Genomic DNA, 18,765 nt, shown 5'->3' with positions numbered 1-18,765 from the left:
GCCCCATTGTTGAAATGGGCTGGGCTTGGTTGAGATGGAGGATCCACTATGGGACTTTTTGACAACGCCGTTCCCGGCGGCAACATCACCAAACCACTGATGATCGCGCTCGGCGCGCTGCTGGTCGGAAAAATGCTGAGCGGCAGAAGCGCCGAACAGCCGGACCAGCCTGAAACCCCAGCCCCGACCGGCCCTGCTTCCACCGGAACGACCTCCGCCGACGGCGGTCTGCTTGGCGGACTGGGCGGCCTGCTCGACAAGCTCAGGGATGCCGGCCACGGCAACGCCGCCGATTCCTGGGTCGGCACCGGGCAGAACAAGTCGATCAATGCCAATGATCTCGGCGCCGCACTCGGGCCGCAGATCATCCGCGAGATCGCGCAACGGACTGGGATGGACGAGCAGGAATTGCTCAAGCAGCTGTCCACGGCCTTGCCCGGCGTCATCGACAAGCTGACGCCAAACGGCCAGGTGCCGCAGCAACACCAGGTCGCATCGGCGTTCAACAGCTGAAGCAATTCCAGGACAAGTGTGAAGCGGTTCTCCGTCCGGAATTGCGTCAAGACAAAGCGCTAGCGCGGCGCGGACACCCACACACTTGGAGCGCTGCGCTCATTGCCGCGCGGTGTTTCGCCTTGCAAATCGTAGGGCTGAAAGTCTGGAGCGGGTAGCGGGAATCGAACCCGCATATTCAGCTTGGAAGGCTGCTGCTCTACCACTGAGCTATACCCGCGCCTTTCAGTGAAGTATCGGATTCCCCCGAAAACCGCTACACACTTTTCGGTCCGATGCTTTGCGTTTCAGGGCTTCCGGGCCGGCAGTGGTGGAGAGGGTTGGATTTGAACCAACGTAGGCATAGCCAACGGATTTACAGTCCGTCCCCTTTAACCACTCGGGCACCTCTCCAGTCTGCCGCCGGAGCCATGCAACAAGGCATCGACGCGTCGCGACCGCCTCAGCAGCCTTCCGCGAAGCGCCTTATGGCGGCACCGCCCAAAACTGTCAACCGCAAGATCCCGGCAAAACGCGCTGAATTTCGTCTGCCATCCGGCAAGCCGTTCGAACCAGCGGTATCCATTGCCGCGCGACACGGTTATAGAAGCTGGCCATGAGCAACGACAACAATTCCAAGACGCCGAAAGACACCCATTACGCCAAGCTGCGTCGCGCCTATCGCGACGAGAAAAGCGGCGGCGCGCCGGCATTCAGGCCTCGGCAGCCGGTTCCACCGGGCGAAAACGCCGCCGACGGCCTGGTGCGGCTCTATGGCCTGCACACGGTGCGGGCGGCACTCGACAATCCGCGCCGCAAGATCAGAAGGATGCTGGTGACGCGCAATGCGGCCGAACGCCTGGAGATAGCCGATCTCGCCGCGCTGCGCTTCAAGGCCGAACTGGTCGAGCCCAGGGATATCGACAAGATCACCGGGTCGGACGCGGTGCATCAGGGCGTGCTGATCGAGGCCGAGCCGCTGAAGCCGAAGCGGCTCGACGCCCTTGGCGATGCAAGACTGGTGCTGGTGCTCGATCAGGTCACCGATCCGCACAATGTCGGCGCCATCCTGCGCTCGGCGGTCGCCTTCGGCGCCGGGGCGCTGATTACCACGGCCCGCCACAGCCCGCAGGAATCCGGCGTGCTGGCGAAAGCTGCATCGGGGGCGCTGGAGCATATCGACCAGATCGAGGTAAAGAACCTGGCCGACGCGCTCGACCAGTTGCACGAGGCCGGCTTCCAGACCATCGGCCTCGATTCGGACGGGCCGGCGGAACTCGAAACGAGTTTTTCAGGTGAGAAGATCGCGCTGATTCTCGGCGCCGAGGGCAAGGGCCTGCGCCAGAAGACGCGCGAGACCGTAACGACGCTGGCGCGGCTCGACATGCCCGGCGCCATCCGCTCCCTCAACGTATCGAACGCCGCGGCGATCAGCCTCTATGCGGCTCGGGCATTTTTGAAGCGCGGCTGAGCCTCTCGAAACAGTAGGCGTTCGGCGAAACATCTCGAAATGCGAAACGGGCTCCGGCGACAGCGCAGGAGCCCGTTCTTCGACAGGCAAGAGTTGGCGGCTTGGGAACGTTGCGCCGCCCTCTCCTGCTATGCTGCCTTGCCTTTGACGTCGGCTGCGTTGCCGCCGACTTCGAAATTGGCCATCCGCTCCAGCGCCCTGACCAGCGCCGAATGATCCTCCTTGGCGCCGCCATTGGCAGCACAGGAATTGAACAGTTGCTGCGTGGTAGAGGTGTTGGGCAGCGACACGCCGAGCGCCTTTGCGGCCTCCAGCGCCAGGTTCAGGTCCTTCTGGTGCAGTTCGATGCGGAAGCCCGGCGCGAAGGTGCGCTTGACCATGCGCTCGCCATGCACTTCGAGAATGCGCGAGGCAGCCAGTCCACCCATTAGCGCCTGCCTGACCTTGGCCGGGTCGGCGCCGGCTTTCGAAGCAAAAACAAGCGCTTCGGCGACGGCTTCAATGGTCAACGCGACGACGATCTGGTTGGCCACCTTGGTCGTCTGGCCGACGCCGTTCGGCCCGACCAGGGTAATGTTCTTGCCCATCTTTTCGAACACCGGCCTGGCGCGCTCGAACGCCTTGTCCTCGCCGCCGACCATGATGGTCAGCGATGCCGCCTTGGCGCCGACTTCGCCACCTGAGACCGGCGCGTCGAGATAGTCGCAGCCGAGATCGTTGATCTTCTTGGCGAAAATCTTGGTTTCGATCGGCGATATCGAGCTCATGTCGATCACCAGCTTGCCCTTCGTCAGGCCGGACGCGACGCCGTTCTCGCCGAACAGCACATCGGCCACTTGCGGCGTATCGGGCACCATGGTGATGATGAGGTCGGCCGCTTTGGCCACGGCGGCATGGCCAGAGACTGACTTCAGACCCTTGGCGACGAGATCGGCCGGTGGCTTCGAGCGATGGTCGCTGGCGATGACCTTATAACCCGCATCCAGCAGATGCCCCGCCATCGGCGCGCCCATGATGCCGAGGCCGATGAAGCCGATGGTTTCCATTGTTTTTCTCCGTCGAATTTCTCTATTAAGGGCGCGTTCCTTCGCCCCCCTGGCCTGCCGGCGATCTCCCCCAGGGTGGGGAGATCGGTAGCTTCAGCGTCGGCAGCTAAGCCGCCGCACTTCCCTGCCCGGCCAGCTCCCGAAACCAGCCCAGCCCGGCCTCCGTGCCGGCCTTCGGCTTGTATTCCGCGCCGACCCAGCCGGAATAGCCGATGCGGTCGATGTGTTCGTAGAGGAAGGGATAATTGATCTCGCCCGTCCCCGGCTCGTGACGGCCGGGATTGTCCGCGAGCTGGATATGCGCGATGCGGCCGAGGTTTGCCTCGATTTTACGGGCGAGATCCCCCTCCATGATCTGCATGTGATAGATGTCGTATTGCAGGAACAGGTTCTTCGAACCGATACGGTCGATCAACGCCAGCGCCTGGTCGGAGTAATTGAGGAAGAAGCCCGGAATATCTCGCGTGTTGATCGGCTCGATCAACAGCCGAATGCCTGCCTGCTCCAGCTTCTCCGCCGCGAAGGCGAGGTTTTCGGCAAAGACATCCTCCAGCACCTTGCGGTCGGCGCCCGCTGGCGCGATGCCGGCCAGGCAATTCACCTGCTGGCAGCCGAGCGCCTGCGCGTAGGTGATCGCCTTGGCGATGCCCTGGCGGAATTCCGGCACGCGATCCGGCAGCACCGCGATGCCGCGCTCGCCCTTGCCCCAGTCGCCTACCGGCAGATTGAACAGCACCTGGGTCAGGCCGTTCTTCTTCAGCCTCGCGGCGACGACCTCGGGGGCGTGATCGTAGGGGCCGATATATTCGACGCCCTTGAAGCCCGCGCTGGCAGCTGCGTCAAAACGGTCAAGGAAATCGTGCTCGCCAAAGAGCATCGAAACATTGGCTGAAAATCGCGGCATTCTTTTTCTCCTTTTCCGCTAATCTAATCCAACATCACGATCGCCGTCGGCGCATCTTCATGGCTCTCGGCAAGGTCCTCGAATTCGGTGATCTTGTCGATCTCGGTGCCCATGGAGATGTTGGTGACGCGTTCGAGGATGAATTCGAGCACGACCGGCACCTGATGCTCCTTCATCAGCCGCTGTGCCTCCTTGAAGGCGGCGGCGAATTCCTCCGGCTTGCGCACCCTGACCGCCTTGCAGCCCATCGCCTCTGCCACTGCGACGTGGTCGACGCCATAGCCGGCCTCGGGATCGCCTGAGCGGTTGATGTTCTCGAAGGCGAGATTGACCTCGAAATCCATCGAGAAGCCGCGCTGCGCCTGGCGGATCAGCCCGAGATAGGCGTTGTTCACCACGACATGGAGGTAGGGCAGCTTGTGCTGCGCGCCGACGGCCAGTTCCTCGATCATGAACTGGAAATCGTAGTCGCCCGACAGCGCCACGATGGTGCGGTCGGGATCGGCGGCGCGAACGCCAAGGGCGGCCGGCAAGGTCCAGCCGAGCGGGCCGGCCTGACCGCAATTGATCCAGTTGCGCGGCTTGTAGACATGCAGGAACTGCGCGCCGGCGATCTGCGACAGGCCGATCGTGGTGACATAGGTGACATCGCGGCCGAACGCCTTGTTCATCTCCTCGTAGACACGTTGCGGCTTCAGCGGCACCTGGTCGAAATGCGTCTTGCGCTTCATGGTCTTCTTGCGGCCCTGGCATTCCTTCGCCCAGCCGGACCAGTCGCGCAGCTTGCCGGCCGTCTTCCACTCGGTGGCGACGTCGAGCAGCATCTTCAGCGCCGCGCCCGCATCCGAGACGACGCCAAGGTCCGGTGCGAAGACACGGCCGATCTGCGTCGGCTCGATATCGACATGAACGAATTTTTTGCCCTTGGTGTAGACGTCGACCGAACCGGTGTGGCGGTTGGCCCAGCGGTTGCCGATGCCGAAGACGAAATCGGCCTCCAGCATCGTCGCATTGCCGTAGCGGTGCGAGGTCTGCAGCCCGCACATGCCGGCCATCAGCCGGTGGTCGTCGGGAATGGCGCCCCAGCCCATCAAGGTCGGGATGACCGGCACGCCCGAAATTTCGGCGAATTCGATGAGCAGATCCGACGCGTCCGCGTTGATGATGCCGCCGCCGGCGACGATCAGCGGCCTTTCGGCCGCATTGAGCATCGCCAGCGCCTTTTCGGCCTGGGCGCGCGTCATCGCCGGCTTGAATGGCGTCAACGGCTCATAGGCATCGATGTCGAATTCGATCTCGGCCAGCTGGACGTCGACCGGCAGGTCGATCAGCACTGGGCCCGGCCGCGACGAGCGCATCAGGTGGAAGGCCTTCTGCAGCGCCATCGGCACCAGATAGGGCTCCATGACGGTGACCGCCCATTTGGCGACCGGTGCGGCGATGGCGGCGATGTCGACGGCCTGGAAATCCTCCTTGTTCAACCGTGCGCGCGGCGCCTGGCCGGTGATGCACAGGATCGGAATGGAATCGGCGGCAGCCGAATACAGCCCGGTGATCATATCGGTGCCGGCTGGGCCCGAGGTGCCGATGCACAGGCCGATATTGCCAGCCTTGGCGCGGGTAAAACCTTCCGCCATGTGCGAGGCGCCCTCGACGTGCCGGGCAAGGACATGGCGGATGGAGCCCCTCGCCTTCAGGGCCGAATAGAACGGATTGATCGCCGCGCCCGGCACACCGAAAGCGCAGGAGATACCTTCCTTTTCGAGAACGAGAACCGCGGCATCGACAGCGCGCATCCTGGCCATTTTCCAGCCCTCCACGGGTTTGTCATTGTTGGATGAGCTGAGAGTGTCACCAAGCCGGCTATTTTTCAATTTTTTCAGAATATTTTTTCATTTCTAAGAAACGACCCTTAGCCAATGAATTTGAATGGCTTTTCGTTTTCCACCAATTGCACGACTTTGCACAATGAAAAACTTTTTCATTGCCTATTGCGCTGAATTGCCGACAATGCAGCCATGGAAACCACCGAGAAACGCCAGCGTGGTCGCCCGCGCGCCTTCAACGGCCCATCCGAGGCCAGTTCGGTGCAGTCGCTCGATCGGGCGTTGCGCATCCTGGCCATTGTCGCCGAGGGCAGCGGCCTGTCGCTGAGCGAGATTGCCGCCAGTTCTGGACTGGCCGCCTCCACCGCCTACCGCATGCTGACGACGCTCGAAAACCACGGCATGGTCGAATTCGACACCAGCGACCAGCTGTGGTCGATCGGCGTCGAGACCTACCGCATGGGCGCAGCGTTCCTGCGCCGCCGCAAGCTGGTCGACCGCGCCCGTGTCGTCATGCAGGAGCTGATGGAAAGGACCGGCGAGACCGCCAATCTCGGCGTCGCCGAGGATGATTGCGTTGTGTTTGTCAGCCAGGTCGAGACGCACCAGGCGATCCGCGCTTTCTTCCGGCCGGGCACGCGCAGCCCGTTCCATGCATCCGGCATCGGCAAGGCGGTGCTGGCGCATCTCGAACCGGAGCGCGTCGGCACCATCCTGCGCAAGGCAGGCCTGCAGCGCTTCACCGACAAGACGCTTTCCGACATTTCCGCCCTTGCCCACGACCTGGCCACGACAAAACGGCGGGGCTGGTCGGTCGACGACGAAGAGCGGCACCCCGGCATGCGCTGCGTGGCGGCCGCCATCTTCAACGAATTCGGCGAGCCGATCGGCGGTGTCTCGGTGTCGGGGCCGACCGTGCGGGTGACGCAGGAGCGGCTGGCCGAAATCGGGCCGCTGGTGCGCGATGCAGCAGCCGAGGTGACCAGGATGATCGGCGGCGTGCAAGCTGGCTGATCAGCCTGCCCCGGGCAGCGCGCTCTTGGTCGCAATATCGAAGAAATCGAGCAGAATCGCCATGCCGACGCCGCAGGCGGTGAAGATGAGGCCGGCGATGAAGATGCGGTTGGCGTGTTCATAGATGCGCCGCTGCAGGGACTTCGTGTCGAGCAGCAGCGACAGCGCCCGCATCTGCAAGGCGATGCCGAGCAGGATCGGCAGGACGGCGACAAGATGGTAGGTCTGCCACGGGATCGGGTTGGCGGCCCAATGGGTGATGAAGCCCAGCGAAAAAGCCAGCAGGATGCCGACGGCGGTGACTGTGCCGTTGCGGAAAACCGTTTCGACCAGGTCTTCCTTCGGGTCCTGCTCGTCCAAGGGTCTCTCCCCACGTTCCCCACGTTTCGCGGTCAGAATAGACGCTCGGAAAATCGCTGTATACCGCCCAGGTCGGTCGCCAAGGCAATCGCTGCAGGTCTTTACTTGCCGACGTTGAAAGTCGACCGATCGAGCAAGCGCCGCTGCTATCGAAACAACAGAAAAGGGGCTCGCGTGAGCCCCTTTTGTTGCTGAAACGGTCCACCTCCTCTCAGAGCCGGCAGTAGTGGCGATAGCCGTCGTAGCCGACATAGGTGTCGGAGTCCGGATCGTAGCTCGCGTAGCGGTCGAAGCAGCGGCGCACGTGCCAGGAACCGCCGTCTTCGTCGACATAGACGGTGCGGGGCTGCTGGGCGAGCAGGCTGCCCAGGACGAAACCGCCAACCCCGGCGGCGATGCCGATGCCGAGGTCGTGGTGATGCGAATGCGCAGCCGAGGGCTGCACGGTGCCGGCCAGCATGGCGGCGGCGACGCCGGTGGCGATGAGGCCGGAAACGAGTGTGCGCGTGAACATGATGATCTCCTTGCTTCGTTGACCGAGGCGATCCATCCGCCCCTTGATCATCTGTCGCTGCGGCAAGGGAAAAGGTTCGAAACTTTTTTCGATTCTCCAGGAATCGAGGACATCGGCCAGTCAGAGACCTGTCGAGGCGATGCCTCCGCACCATGCGTTGCGGAAACAACCCGACAACGCAAAAAGGGCGGCCGAAGCCGCCCTTGGGGAATTGGGTCCCTCCATCAAAGGAAAATGATCACCCTGCCGTGCTTGTGGTGATGATGGTTGTGGTGCCACCACCAATGCTTCTTGAAGTGCTTGTGGTGATGATGGTGATGGTGATGCATGCCGTGGGCCGACGACGTGCCGACGGTGCCGGCGAGCGCGCCGGTGGCGACGAAAATGGCAACGAGGCCTGACGTAAGAGTGCGCTTGAACATGATGATCTCCTGGATCCTTGATCGAGGCGACCCATTCGCCTCTGACCATCAGTCGGCCGGGCGCGGGAAAAGGTTCGAAAGATCGCGGAGATTTTTTGTGGAGGAGGCGCTCAGAGCGAGTAGCGAGTAGCGAGTAGCGAGTAGCGAGTAGCGAGTAGCGAAGGCAGGCACACCAGGGTGCCACTCGCTACAATACTATTCCCTATTCCCTATTCCCTATTCCCTATTCGCTTACCCGTTCACCCCATGCCCGTGACATGGCGAAGCCAGAAGGCGAGCGCGATGAAGCCGATGATGGTGGTGACGCCGGTCCAGTCCACATTGGCCTTCTTCACATCGCTGATGATCTTCACCAGCAGCATCCAGGCTATGAAGACGATAGGGAGAATGATGACAAATCTAATCATGCCACACCCCTGCGCGAAGCGATTGCACCTTCTCATATGTAGGAAGCGATTTGGCGGTTTTCAGGATGCCCCTCCCCGACAGCCCATATGAGACGCCGGGTAACCGAAAAAGGAGTTTTGTCTTTACTGGCGCAACAAATATGCTAACCGGAGCGCCGTGCCCTTGTAGCTCAGCTGGTAGAGCAGCGGTTTTGTAAACCGAAGGTCGGCGGTTCGATTCCGTCCGGGGGCACCAGTTCGCAGTGAAACGTCGATCCTTTGACTTTGATGTGCCGGTGTTCCTGAAATAGGAGCTGATCCATGTCACGCTGTGGGGACGTCTACGAGAACAAGGTGACCGGTGAATTTGCGGTGATCCTGCGCGGCACCGAAGATCGCGGACAAGGACCTGGCATTGTTCACTTAACCGCTCGGCCGGGAGCTGCGGTCGTTGGCGAGCACTTCCATCCGAACATGACCGAACGGTTTACCGTTTTCAGCGGCCGGCTCGATGCCTCCATCGCCGGGGAGACGTTTTCTCTGGGGCCCGGCCAATCGGCAATGGTCGAGGCAGGCGTGGTGCACGATTGGTGGAACAGCAGCAAGACCGAGGAAGCACACGTCTTGATCGAAATCGAACGGGCGCCCGGCGCGGACCGGATTGACCCGAACCGTTTCGAGCTCATGATCGGCATGCTCTTCGGCCTCGCCAATGCCGGCCGGGTCGATAAGAGAGGAAGACCCTTCCCGCTTCAGGCGGCAGTCATCGTCAGGGAATTTGCCGACGTGGTCGTCTTCACCCAGCCTCCACCCGCGATTCAGCGTGTGGCGCTCGGCATCCTGGCGCCGCTCGCCAATCTGCTTGGCTATCGAGCGATCGACCCTGCTTTCTGCAGGCCACACGCACATGTCACTCCTGCCCCCGAAATCCTCGCTTTGGCAGGCCTTCCGCCGAGCCCCTAACCCTTCAAATATTCCAAATTGTGCTTTCTAGGAGGCGGGCACGACCCGGGAGGATGCTCTGACCCCGGTGAACGTGTTCCGTACCCTGACGGATTTGTAGACGTAAGCGACCCAGAGGCCGGTGAGGACAAACGACACTATAGGCGCGGCAAGTGCGTGTCCGGTGACCACTTGCCCAACCGGGACGCCGAGACCCGTGGAAATCCAGATCGCGTCCAGGATGAAGACCACCGGGATTGCAAGCCACTGGATGAGAAACAACTGCTTGAACCGAAGGCTCCGCCTCAGCATGGCAACAAGCACCACCAGTTGAAGCACCAGAAATGCCAGCAGCAGCGCAACCTCGCCATAGACCACCATGGGTCCGTTCGGCACCAGCATGAGCTGGTTGTAGCCATCGCGCGAGGAACCCAATGTGGCGAGCGTGCGCAACGGCGACAGGGTCTGGCCGATCGCAAGAAGCATCAGCCACCCTCCGAACCCAACGAGGTCGGCCGAATTCTGCGAGGGCTTGCGGGCAGACCGGAGCGCAAAGAAGACAGGAACGCCGATCAACAACAGAACTATTACCCAATGCCAAATGGAAAACTGCATTCACCCCTCCCCTAGAAATGCACTCATGGGTTGTAGCAGATTTCAGATTCGACTCAAGAGGGTTGAGTCGCGGCTTGGCCAAAAAATCGATTCTGCTGCCTTTTCCTGACAATCACACCGCAATCGCCGCCACCAATATCCGGTTCTGCCGGCGTATCGCCGCGCGCAGCTCCGGGATCTTCGCCTCGTCGCGTTTCACGAACTCGATGAACATCATGTTCATGTTGTTGAAGATCAGTTCGCCGAGCGCCGCGCCGTCGATGTCCTGCCGCACCAGCCCGAGCACCTGCAGCCGGGCGATCAGTGCACGGATCTGTTCGGTCAGCGCCCGGTCGAGCGCGGTGTAGGCCTGGCCGAACGGGCTGCCTGGCAGTTGCGTCGAGATCGCCATCGCCTGCCGCCACATCTCCTTGCTGAGATAGTGCAGAGAGTGCTCGATATAGATGCCGATCAGCGTGTCCAGCGCATCGCCGACATTGGCCGGCGGCCTGGCGACGACGCCTTGGCCGGCGTTCAGCACCTCGTTGACCTCAAGCGAGACGATGGCGCCGAGGATGTCGCCCTTGTTTTGGTAGTAATTGTAGATGGTGCCGACCGAGACTTCGGCCTGCGCGGCGATCGCCTCGATCTTGGCGCCTTCATAGCCAGCCTCGCGAAAAAGCTCGGCCGCCGCCTCGATGATGCGCCTGTGCCGGTCCGCCTTTTGCCTTGCCCGCAATCCGCTCATATCAGCCTCTTGCCATAAAAACAGAATTGACTCAATTTTAGAATTGGTTCAATTTTTTGCAAGAAGCCACAAAGGCAAGGGAGAACACTCGATGTCCGCTGAATCTGCATCCAGGAATCCGCTTTCCATCCTGAGGAGCCATCTGCACGCCGCGTGCGCCGCCACGGCACTGCTGCTCGGCGCCGGCAGCGTCGCCCAGGCCGCCGATCTCAACGCGCTGATCTGGTGCGATCATTCCGATCCCGCGCTGCTGCAGCCCTTCGAGGAGGCCAACAACGTCAAGGTCAACGTCAAGGAGTTCGAGGGAACCGGCGCTGGGCTGGCGATCGTCGAACAGTCGCAGCCGGGCGACTGGGACGTGATGGTGATCGACAGCATCGACATACCGCGCGGCGTCGAAAAGGGCCTGTTCGAGCCGCTGCCGGACGACAAACTGCCACTGGCCGACATGTTTCCGCAGGTAAAGATGGACGGCTCCACGGTGGTCGGCGGCAAGCGCTACGGCATCACCGAAAAGTTCGGCTACAACACGATCGGCTACAACAAGACCAAGGTCGATCCGGCCGACATGCAGTCGATGGCGGCGCTGACCGGCGACAAGTACAAGGGCAAGGTCGCCATCTACGACTATTATCTGCCGGTCATCGGCATGGCCGCACTCGCCATCGGCAAGAAGACGGCCGAGCTGACCGAAGCCGACCTGCCCGCCCTCAAGGAGTTACTTCTCAAGATGAAGGCCAACGCCAAGCTGGTCGGAGAAGTGACCGCCAGCCAGACTGCGCTGGCGACCGGCGAGGTCGATATCCTGGTCGGCGGCGGCGAATGGGTGACCGCCGGGCTGGCCAAGGAGAACCCGGCGCTGGACTTCTCCATTCCCAAAGAAGGCGCGGTGCTGTGGTCGCAGTCGCTGGCCATGTTCAAGGACTCAAAGAACAAGGACATGGCGCTGAAATTCATCCAGTACATCATGAGCCCGGAGGGCCAGGCGCGGCTTGCCACCTCGTCCTGCTACTGGGGCATGCCGGCGAACGCCAAGGCGGCGCTGAGCGACGACCAGAAGAAGATCCTGCGTTTCGAGGAGCAGCCGGGCTTCCTCGCCCGCGCCCAGGCCTATCCGGCGCCGAATGCCGACCTCGACAAGAAGATGCAGGACATGTGGACCGAAATGCTGCAGGCGAAATGAGCTGATACCGCTGATGACCACCGGGAACAACGGGCGTGCCCTGCCCCGGGCGGGCCGCGCCCTGCCCTGGGCGCTGGTCACGCCGGCGCTCGGCTGGACGCTTGTGTTCTTCGTGCTGCCTTTCATCGCCATGGGGCTGTCCAGCCTGACGGCGCATGAGCGCGGCGGCTTCACGGCGTCCAACTACAGCCAGTTCTTCACCAACCCCGCCTACTGGCAAGCGATGGTGAACTCGCTAGAGGTGACGGCGATCGTCACTGTCGTCTCGGTGCTGCTCGCCTACCCCTTTGCCTGGATCCTCGCCGAACAGGTGCCGGAACGCTGGCAGCGGCTGGCGCTGATGCTGGCCGTGCTGCCATTCTGGACCTCCTATGTCGTGCGCTCCTATTCCTGGCTGCTGGTGCTGGCGCAGAACGGCGTCATCAACCGGGCGCTGACGGGCTCCGGTCTGTTCAGCGAGCCCCTGCAACTCGCCAACACGCGTTTCGCCACCGTCACCGGCTTCGTGCATTTCTTCGTCATGCTTTTGACGCTGACGATCTTCGCCAATCTGAAGCAGCTCAGCCCGAGCTATCGCAAGGCCGCAGCCGATCTCGGCGCCGGGCCGGTGCGCACCTTCCTGCATGTCGTCCTGCCGCTGACCTTGCCCGGCATCATGGTCGGCGCCTTCCTCACCTTCGTGCTGTGCATTGGCGACTACATCACGCCGCAGATCCTCGGCGGCAACAACGAGCTTCTGATGCCGCAGCTGGTGATGATGCAGATCGGCCGCCGCGGCGACTTCCCGCTGGCCTCGGCGCTGTCGATCATCCTGATGGCGGTCGTCACCATCGCCTACCTCGCCTGCGCCCGCTGGCTGAAGATCGAGCGGGCCTGAGATGCACCGGATTGTCCGCATCGCTTCCTGGCTCTATGCGCTTGCGATCTACGCCTTCATCTTCCTGCCGGTGGTGGTGCTGGTGCTGTTCTCGCTCCAGGCGACGTCGTTCCCGATCCCACCCTTCACCGGCCCGTCATTGCGCTGGTACGACGCGGTTCTCTCGGACACGCGGCTGACCTCGGCGCTGGTCAACTCGCTGCTGGTTGCTTCGATCTCGTCGCTTGCCGCGGTCACGCTCGGTTTCCTCTCCGCCTGGGGCTTTGCCCGCTTCGTCCTGCCCGGCTCCGGCCCGTTGCGCGGGCTGATCACCCTGCCCTTGACGGTCAGCTATCTCATCATCGGCATGGGGCTGCTGGTGCTGTTCAACTGGGCCGGCGTGCCGAAGTCGCTGCTGGCCGCCGGCATCGGCCATGTCGTGATCAACCTGCCGCTGTGCTTTGCCATCATCTACAGCCAGATGGGCGACCACCAGATCAACATCGAGCGCGCCGCTCGCGACCTCGGCGCGCCGGAATGGAAGGTGCTGCTCCTGATCACAGTGCCGGTGATGGCACCGGCCATCTTCGCCGGCTTCTTCCTGTCGATGACCTTCTCTTGGGACGAGTTCGTCATCTCCTTCCTTTTGACACGCTTCGACACGACCTTGCCGGTGGAAATCTGGAACCTGCTGCGCTCCGGCCTCAATCCGAAAACCAACGCCGTCGGCTCGCTGGTCTTCGCCGTCTCGATCGTGCTGGTCGTGCTGTTCGAACTGACATTGCTGCGCAGGAGAAGAGCATGACCGCGCCCTTGGTCGATATAAGCTCCGTCTCGCATCGTTTCGGCCAGCAGACCGTGCTGAAGAACGTTTCGCTGCAGATCGAACCCGGCAGCTACACGATCCTGCTCGGCCCTTCCGGGTCCGGCAAGACGACGCTGCTCTCAATTCTCGGCGGCTTCGTCACCCCGAGCGAGGGCAAGGTGTTCATCCGCGGTGTGGACTGCACCTCGGTGCCGCCGGCCAAGCGCCCGACGACGACGGTGTTCCAGGATTACGCGCTGTTCCCGCATATGAGCGTCGGCAACAATGTCGGCTTCGGCCTGCGCATGCAGGGCGTCGACGGTGCGACGCGGGCCGCGCGGGCGCGCGAGGCGCTGGCGTTGGTTGGGCTGGCCTCCGCCTTCGACAAGAAGCCGCACCAGCTCTCCGGCGGCCAGCGTCAGCGCGTGGCGCTGGCGCGTGCGCTGGTGATCGAGCCGGCGGTGCTTTTGCTCGATGAGCCACTTGGCGCGCTCGACCTCAAATTGCGCCGGCAGATGCAGGACGAGTTGAAGGCGATCCAGAAGCGCGTCGGCACCGCCTTCATCCATGTCACCCACGACCAGGAAGAAGCGATGGCGCTGGCCGACCATTGCGTGGTGATGAATGACGGGTGCATCGAGGACGAAGGACCGCCCGAGCGCGTCTATGCCAGGCCGGCGACGCGCTTTTCCGCGACTTTCATGGGCGAAAGCACGATCCTTGCCGGCACGGTCACGGAAGCCAGTAACAGGACCAGCACCGTCGCGACGCCGGTCGGGCCGGTTTCGCTGCCCAGCGCGTTGCCGGTGGGCTCGACGGTCGGGCTCGCCATACGGCCGGAGCATCTTGTCCTCGGCGCGGCCAGCGGCAATGTCAGGCTTGGCACGGCTGAGGTGAGCGACGTCGTCTTCCAGGGCAGCTTCAAGCGCGTGCTTGCGGTTTCCGTCGAAGACCCTTCGCTGCGGTTCATCGCAAGGCTGCCAGCGGCAGCCACCGTCCAGCCGGGCGACACGGTCGCCGTTTCGTGCGATACCGACCAGATCATCCTTTTGACGGATTGAAATGGGCACGCTTCCGGTCATCGACGCCCCAGACTGGTACGAGATCATCCGCATGAGCGATGGCGTGACGCTGATCCATGAGCCATGGATCAAGCCGTTCTTCCGCTGCAACATGTGGCATGTGCGCGGTCGCGACCGTGATCTCCTGTTCGATACCGGCCTAGGCCATTTCAGCCTCAGGCGTCACGTGCCGCTGGTGACGGAGCGAAAGCTGACCTGTGTCGCCAGCCACACGCATTTCGATCACATTGGCTGCCATCACGAATTTCCCGACCGTTGCGTGCACGCGGCCGAGGCGGAGATCCTCGCCGATCCGCGCAACGAATGGACGGCGGCCGGCACCTATGCGACCGACGAGATGTTTGACGGCATGCCGCAAGGCTGGGACACGGCGCGCTACAGCATTCAGCCCGCACCGGCCGATCGCCTGCTCGCGCATGGCGACGTCGTCGATCTCGGCGACCGTGCCTTCGAGGTGATCCACACGCCCGGCCACTCACCCGGCGGCATCGCGCTCCACGAGAAGAAGACCGGCATCCTGCTTTCCGGCGACATCATCTATGACGGCCCGCTGATCGACGACGTATATCACTCGGACATTTCGGACTATATGGCGACGCTACTCGGCATGCGCCACCTCGATGTCTCGGTCGTGCATGGCGGCCATTTTCCGAGCTTCGGCAAGGTGCGCTACCGCCAACTCGTCGACGAGTATCTGGCGCACAAGCGGCAGGCTGGCTGCCACCTGCGGCAGCATCCATAAAAGTTAGCGCATCAATTCGAAATGCCGCGGAAACGACTGATGCAGCAGCATCAGCATCGTCTTTCTCAGCACATCGGAATTGCCCGCCGGTGGGTTGAGGTGATCCCAGATCCATGCGCCATGGACGAGATAGTTGAGGCTTTCAGCCAGCGTGTCCGGGTCGACATCGGTGTAGCCGCCGCTGTGCTTGATTTCGATAAGCAAGTCTCGCGCCTCGGCATTGTAGCTGAGATCGCTGGGCAGGCCGATTTCGTTGTAGATCTGCATGCTCTTGCGGTCGCTGGAGAACACGACGAAGACCGAAACCCATTTCGGATGCTGCCGCGCGAATCTTTGCGCGCATTCGACCGCGCCCATCAGCCGCTCGACCGGCGACAGGCCTGGCGCCCGCACCAGCGTCGCCCACAATTCATCGTACTGATCGCTGAGATACTGCAGCACGGCGCGAAACAGGTTCTCCTTGCTGCGAAAGTGGAAAACCACCAGCGCGTTGGAAGAGCCGACATGCTCGGCGATCCGCTGCATGGTGACGCTCGCCAGGCCTTCCTCGGCGATGAGATCGATGGTGGCGTCGATGATGCGCTGAATGCTCGCCTCGCCGCGCTCGCGCCGGCGATCCCTGGGAGCCGGTTCGACTTGCGTGTCCCCACCTTCGGCCACCATTGCCTTCCCCCGTGCCGCGGCAGCCTTGCGTTGCGCCATCCCTGTCCAACCCTTTTCAAACCTTGCGACGGCAATTTCCGGCCCCGCGCACCGGCTCACCATAGCCGAAGCGAGAGAGCGAGCACCAGCCAGCACGGGCCGCGTGACCGTTCAAAGCGACGGGCGTGTTTCGGCGTTTCCGTACCATTGGCCCTGCGCCGTTTCATAGGCCAGCGCTGCCCGGAAGACATCGGCGTCGCAATAGGTGCGCCCGACAATCTGGATGCCGGTCGGCACGCCACTCGCCGCCCGCCCCGAAGGTATGGTGAGAACGGGACAGCGGCTCAGCATGTTGAACGGCGTCGTCATCACCCAGCCAAGTGACGGGTTCACCTGCCTGCCGTTGATCTCGACAGTGTCTTTGGTGTGGTCGAACTCCGCCGGCACCGCGGGCAGCGCGTTCGTCGGGCAGATCAGCACATCATATGACTCCAGCAGCGGACCAAGCGTCTGATACATCCTGGCTGCCACCTCCAGGGTTGCGACAAAGTCCGTGGCCTTGGACTTTTGCCCATCCTCGGCGAATTGCCGCGCATAGCTGGTCATGTCCTTGCCGTGCTGCTTGAGCAGTTGCGACAGCGAGGCGCCGAAGAGATGCTCCAGATAGGCCATGCCGGCCTTGAGCACTTCGTCGCCCCAGCCCAGGTCGACCTCCTCGACGGTGGCGCCAAGTGAACGAAACACATCACAGGCGGCAAGCGTGTTCCTGCGCACCTCGGCATCCACTTCGAAGGAGCCGAGGTCGATGGAAAGAGCAATCTTCCAGCCCTTGATCGGCTTGTAGTCGAGCGGCAGGCGCAGTTTCGGGCGCAGCGTGGCGATGTCGAACGGGCTCGGACCCGCCATGACATTCTGCAGCAGGATCGCATCCCGGACGTTTCGTGCCAGCGGTCCGGTGTGGCAGTAGAAATCGAGATTGAATGGCGGCTCGTCCGGGTTGCGGCCGTATGGCGGCTTGAACCCGACAAGACCGCAGGCCGAGGCAGGAATGCGGATCGACCCGGCAATGTCCGAACCACTGGCAATCGACGATGTGCCCGCAGCCAGCGTCGCCGCCGCGCCGCCGGACGAACCACCCGGCGTGAAGTCCGGATTCCACGGATTGCGGGTGACACCCCAGCGCCTCGACCAGGTGACGCCGGCGCAGCTGAATTCGGGTGTCGCGGTGCGGGCGTGGACGATGCCGCCAGCCTTGATGATGCGCTCGTTCATCGTCGAGGTATGGCCGCCAATGGCATCCTTCGACAGCAGCGAGCCGTGCGATGTCGGCTTGCCCTTGATGTAGCTCTCGTCCTTGATGCCGATCGGCAGGCCCTCGAGCGCGCCGGTCCTGGCGCCCCTGGCGTATTTCGCCTCGGCCTTTCTGGCCAGCTCCATCGCCTCGTCGAAATGCGTGAAGGTGAAGCAATTGATCGCCGCTTTCGTCGCTTCGGCGCGGTCGATGGTCGCCTGCATCAAATCGACTGGCGAAAGTTTCTTCGCCTTGAACAGCCGCAGCGCCTCGCTGGCTGGCAGATAGCAAAGGTCGAGATCGGTCATGGGAAGTCTCCTGCGATCGCCAGATCGCCTTTTGCATAAGGGCGCCAAGCCGCGCGTCGTGGCGCGGCCTGGCGGTTCTCGATTGGTTTCCGTTCGGGCTACTTCTGCAGGTCGGTCCAGATTTTCGTGTAGAGCGCCTGCACGTCCGGCGGACAGGCCTGCATGAACTGTCCCTTGGCAGCGAATTCAGCCGGAACGTTCACTTCCGGCGCGTTCTTCATGTCGTCGGGCATGAAGGCTTCCGAGCCCTTGATGCCGTTCGAATAGCGCGCGAAGGCCGAGATCAGTGCGGCGTTCTGCGGGTCCATGATGAAGTTCTGGAAGAGCTTGGCGTTGTCGACGTTCCTGGCGTCCTTGAGGACGGCGACGTTGTCCATCCAGATCGGGTAGCCCTCTTTGGGATAGCCATAGGCGATCTTGTCGTTCTGCAACCGCTGACGCAGCGAAATGCCGTTCCAGTTGACGCCGGCGGCGATGTCGCCCTTGCCCAGGCCGTCGACGGCGCCGTAGTCGAAGGACAGCCATTTCGCCTTGGCCTCGACCAGCTTGTCGCGCACCTTCTTCAGCACCACCTTGTCGGCCGTGCAGTATTGGCCGCCTTCGTAGGCTATGGCGAGGAACATGACGTCACCCATTTCGGGCACGACATTGATCTTGCCAACGAGCTCGGGGGGCGGGTCGAGGAAGATTGCGGACGTGTTGATGTCGCCGGAATAGACCGACTTGTTGACCGACACACCTGTCGTACCCCATTGCCACGGAACGGTGTATTTGCGGCCCGGATCGAAGGGGACATCGACCCATTTGGGATCGACGTTCTTGAAGTTCTCCATCTGGTCGGGGCGCGATTCAAGCAGCAGCCCTTCGCTGATCCAGATCGGGACGACGCTGGCCGAAGGCACGACGATGTCGAAACCGGCACCGCCCTGGCGGATCTTGGCCAGCGCGGTGTCGTTGGAATCGAAGTCGGTGACGGTGACCTTGACCTTGTAGGTCTCCTCGAATTTCTTGATCAGATCGGGGTTGGTGTAATTGCCCCAATTGTAGATGTTGAGTTCGCCCTCGGCACGGGCCACGCCCGTCACGGCCAGCAGCGACAGCCCGATCGCCGTCGCGGTCAGTTTCAAGTTCATGCTC

At 62.4% G+C, this 18,765-nt stretch carries 21 protein-coding genes and 3 tRNA genes; 10 read left to right on the top strand and 14 right to left on the bottom strand.

Features of this window, described 5'->3' with window-relative positions; all coding sequences use genetic code 11:
- Positions 1–48 precede the first annotated feature (48 nt).
- Positions 49–513 carry a YidB family protein gene (locus ACFSOZ_RS11500; RefSeq protein WP_379097446.1) on the top strand — a complete coding sequence of 155 codons (465 nt, stop codon included), beginning with the start codon at positions 49–51 and terminating at the stop codon, positions 511–513.
- 146 nt (positions 514–659) lie between these two features.
- On the opposite strand, the gene ACFSOZ_RS11495 is transcribed toward ACFSOZ_RS11500, so the two are convergent.
- Positions 660–733, bottom strand: a tRNA-Gly gene (locus tag ACFSOZ_RS11495).
- A gap of 88 nt (positions 734–821) precedes the next feature.
- Positions 822–906: transfer RNA gene (locus ACFSOZ_RS11490), tRNA-Tyr, on the bottom strand.
- A 202-nt stretch (positions 907–1,108) separates the two neighbouring features.
- Between ACFSOZ_RS11490 and ACFSOZ_RS11485 the strand changes: the two genes are divergently transcribed.
- On the top strand, positions 1,109–1,963 hold the full coding sequence (locus ACFSOZ_RS11485) for a TrmH family RNA methyltransferase (protein WP_379097443.1): 855 nt from the start codon (positions 1,109–1,111) through the stop codon (positions 1,961–1,963).
- 128 nt (positions 1,964–2,091) lie between these two features.
- On the opposite strand, the gene ACFSOZ_RS11480 is transcribed toward ACFSOZ_RS11485, so the two are convergent.
- The 3 genes from ACFSOZ_RS11480 to gcl all read right to left on the bottom strand — a co-directional run bounded on the left by ACFSOZ_RS11480 (position 2,092) and on the right by gcl (position 5,718).
- Positions 2,092–3,027 carry a 2-hydroxy-3-oxopropionate reductase gene (locus tag ACFSOZ_RS11480; RefSeq protein ID WP_379098172.1) on the bottom strand — a complete coding sequence of 312 codons (936 nt, stop codon included), beginning with the start codon at positions 3,025–3,027 and terminating at the stop codon, positions 2,092–2,094.
- An 88-nt stretch (positions 3,028–3,115) separates the two neighbouring features.
- Positions 3,116–3,913 (bottom strand): 2-oxo-tetronate isomerase, encoded by a 798-nt coding sequence (gene otnI / locus ACFSOZ_RS11475; protein ID WP_379097441.1) that lies wholly within the window; start codon positions 3,911–3,913, stop codon positions 3,116–3,118.
- 23 nt (positions 3,914–3,936) lie between these two features.
- Entirely contained in the window at positions 3,937–5,718 is a 1,782-nt protein-coding gene (gene gcl / locus ACFSOZ_RS11470) for a glyoxylate carboligase (protein ID WP_379097438.1), read from the bottom strand.
- Between the two features lie 213 nt (positions 5,719–5,931).
- On the opposite strand from gcl, the gene bhcR reads away from it, so the two are divergent.
- Positions 5,932–6,753: an HTH-type transcriptional regulator BhcR gene (bhcR, locus tag ACFSOZ_RS11465; protein WP_379097435.1), complete on the top strand. Its 822-nt coding sequence runs from the start codon at positions 5,932–5,934 to the stop codon at positions 6,751–6,753.
- Here bhcR and ACFSOZ_RS11460 read toward each other — a convergent pair whose 3' ends face one another.
- The 4 genes from ACFSOZ_RS11460 to ACFSOZ_RS11445 all read right to left on the bottom strand — a co-directional run bounded on the left by ACFSOZ_RS11460 (position 6,754) and on the right by ACFSOZ_RS11445 (position 8,456).
- On the bottom strand, positions 6,754–7,113 hold the full coding sequence (locus ACFSOZ_RS11460) for a hypothetical protein (protein WP_379097432.1): 360 nt from the start codon (positions 7,111–7,113) through the stop codon (positions 6,754–6,756).
- Between the two features lie 211 nt (positions 7,114–7,324).
- Positions 7,325–7,627: a BA14K family protein gene (locus tag ACFSOZ_RS11455; protein WP_379097430.1), complete on the bottom strand. Its 303-nt coding sequence runs from the start codon at positions 7,625–7,627 to the stop codon at positions 7,325–7,327.
- Between the two features lie 224 nt (positions 7,628–7,851).
- A complete protein-coding gene (locus ACFSOZ_RS11450; protein WP_379097428.1) occupies positions 7,852–8,049 on the bottom strand; it encodes a hypothetical protein in 198 nt (65 codons plus the stop codon).
- 239 nt (positions 8,050–8,288) lie between these two features.
- Positions 8,289–8,456: a hypothetical protein gene (locus ACFSOZ_RS11445; protein ID WP_379097425.1), complete on the bottom strand. Its 168-nt coding sequence runs from the start codon at positions 8,454–8,456 to the stop codon at positions 8,289–8,291.
- A gap of 159 nt (positions 8,457–8,615) precedes the next feature.
- Between ACFSOZ_RS11445 and ACFSOZ_RS11440 the strand changes: the two genes are divergently transcribed.
- Positions 8,616–8,691 (top strand) — tRNA-Thr (locus ACFSOZ_RS11440).
- A gap of 116 nt (positions 8,692–8,807) precedes the next feature.
- Entirely contained in the window at positions 8,808–9,398 is a 591-nt protein-coding gene (locus ACFSOZ_RS11435; protein WP_379097422.1) for a cupin domain-containing protein, read from the top strand.
- A gap of 27 nt (positions 9,399–9,425) precedes the next feature.
- Here the strand turns inward: ACFSOZ_RS11435 and ACFSOZ_RS11430 are convergent, their stop codons facing one another.
- Positions 9,426–9,992 carry a DUF2569 family protein gene (locus tag ACFSOZ_RS11430; RefSeq protein WP_379097419.1) on the bottom strand — a complete coding sequence of 189 codons (567 nt, stop codon included), beginning with the start codon at positions 9,990–9,992 and terminating at the stop codon, positions 9,426–9,428.
- 112 nt (positions 9,993–10,104) lie between these two features.
- The gene (locus ACFSOZ_RS11425; RefSeq protein ID WP_379097416.1) at positions 10,105–10,719 is read right to left on the bottom strand and encodes a TetR/AcrR family transcriptional regulator; all 615 of its coding nucleotides are present in this window, start codon (positions 10,717–10,719) and stop codon (positions 10,105–10,107) included.
- Positions 10,720–10,810: 91 nt separating this feature from the next.
- Here ACFSOZ_RS11425 and ACFSOZ_RS11420 point away from each other — a divergent pair, with 91 nt between their 5' ends.
- The 5 genes from ACFSOZ_RS11420 to ACFSOZ_RS11400 are packed head-to-tail and all read left to right on the top strand — an operon-like array spanning position 10,811 to position 15,387.
- A complete protein-coding gene (locus ACFSOZ_RS11420; RefSeq protein WP_379097413.1) occupies positions 10,811–11,902 on the top strand; it encodes a polyamine ABC transporter substrate-binding protein in 1,092 nt (363 codons plus the stop codon).
- A 13-nt stretch (positions 11,903–11,915) separates the two neighbouring features.
- Positions 11,916–12,779 carry an ABC transporter permease gene (locus tag ACFSOZ_RS11415; RefSeq protein WP_379097410.1) on the top strand — a complete coding sequence of 288 codons (864 nt, stop codon included), beginning with the start codon at positions 11,916–11,918 and terminating at the stop codon, positions 12,777–12,779.
- 1 nt (position 12,780) lies between these two features.
- Entirely contained in the window at positions 12,781–13,563 is a 783-nt protein-coding gene (locus ACFSOZ_RS11410) for an ABC transporter permease (protein WP_379097407.1), read from the top strand.
- Positions 13,560–14,624: an ABC transporter ATP-binding protein gene (locus ACFSOZ_RS11405; protein WP_379097404.1), complete on the top strand. Its 1,065-nt coding sequence runs from the start codon at positions 13,560–13,562 to the stop codon at positions 14,622–14,624. The genes ACFSOZ_RS11410 and ACFSOZ_RS11405 overlap by 4 nt, the downstream gene beginning before the upstream one ends.
- 1 nt (position 14,625) lies before the next feature.
- Positions 14,626–15,387, top strand: a complete 762-nt coding sequence (locus ACFSOZ_RS11400) for an MBL fold metallo-hydrolase (RefSeq protein ID WP_379097401.1) — start codon at positions 14,626–14,628, stop codon at positions 15,385–15,387.
- Between the two features lie 3 nt (positions 15,388–15,390).
- On the opposite strand, the gene ACFSOZ_RS11395 is transcribed toward ACFSOZ_RS11400, so the two are convergent.
- From ACFSOZ_RS11395 to ACFSOZ_RS11385, 3 genes are all read right to left on the bottom strand, one after another.
- Complete coding sequence (locus tag ACFSOZ_RS11395; protein ID WP_379097398.1) at positions 15,391–16,089, bottom strand: TetR/AcrR family transcriptional regulator; 699 nt, start codon at positions 16,087–16,089, stop codon at positions 15,391–15,393.
- 111 nt (positions 16,090–16,200) lie between these two features.
- Positions 16,201–17,628, bottom strand: coding sequence for an amidase (locus tag ACFSOZ_RS11390; protein ID WP_379097395.1), 1,428 nt, complete (start codon positions 17,626–17,628; stop codon positions 16,201–16,203).
- A gap of 98 nt (positions 17,629–17,726) precedes the next feature.
- Positions 17,727–18,761: an ABC transporter substrate-binding protein gene (locus ACFSOZ_RS11385; protein ID WP_379097392.1), complete on the bottom strand. Its 1,035-nt coding sequence runs from the start codon at positions 18,759–18,761 to the stop codon at positions 17,727–17,729.
- Positions 18,762–18,765: the final 4 nt, after the last annotated feature.

The sequence above is a fragment of the Mesorhizobium newzealandense genome, assembly GCF_042682145.1.
In the GTDB taxonomy this organism is placed as follows: domain Bacteria; phylum Pseudomonadota; class Alphaproteobacteria; order Rhizobiales; family Rhizobiaceae; genus Mesorhizobium; species Mesorhizobium newzealandense.
The sequence above is the reverse complement of the archived record's forward strand: the minus strand, read 5'-3'. Positions and strand labels throughout refer to the sequence as shown.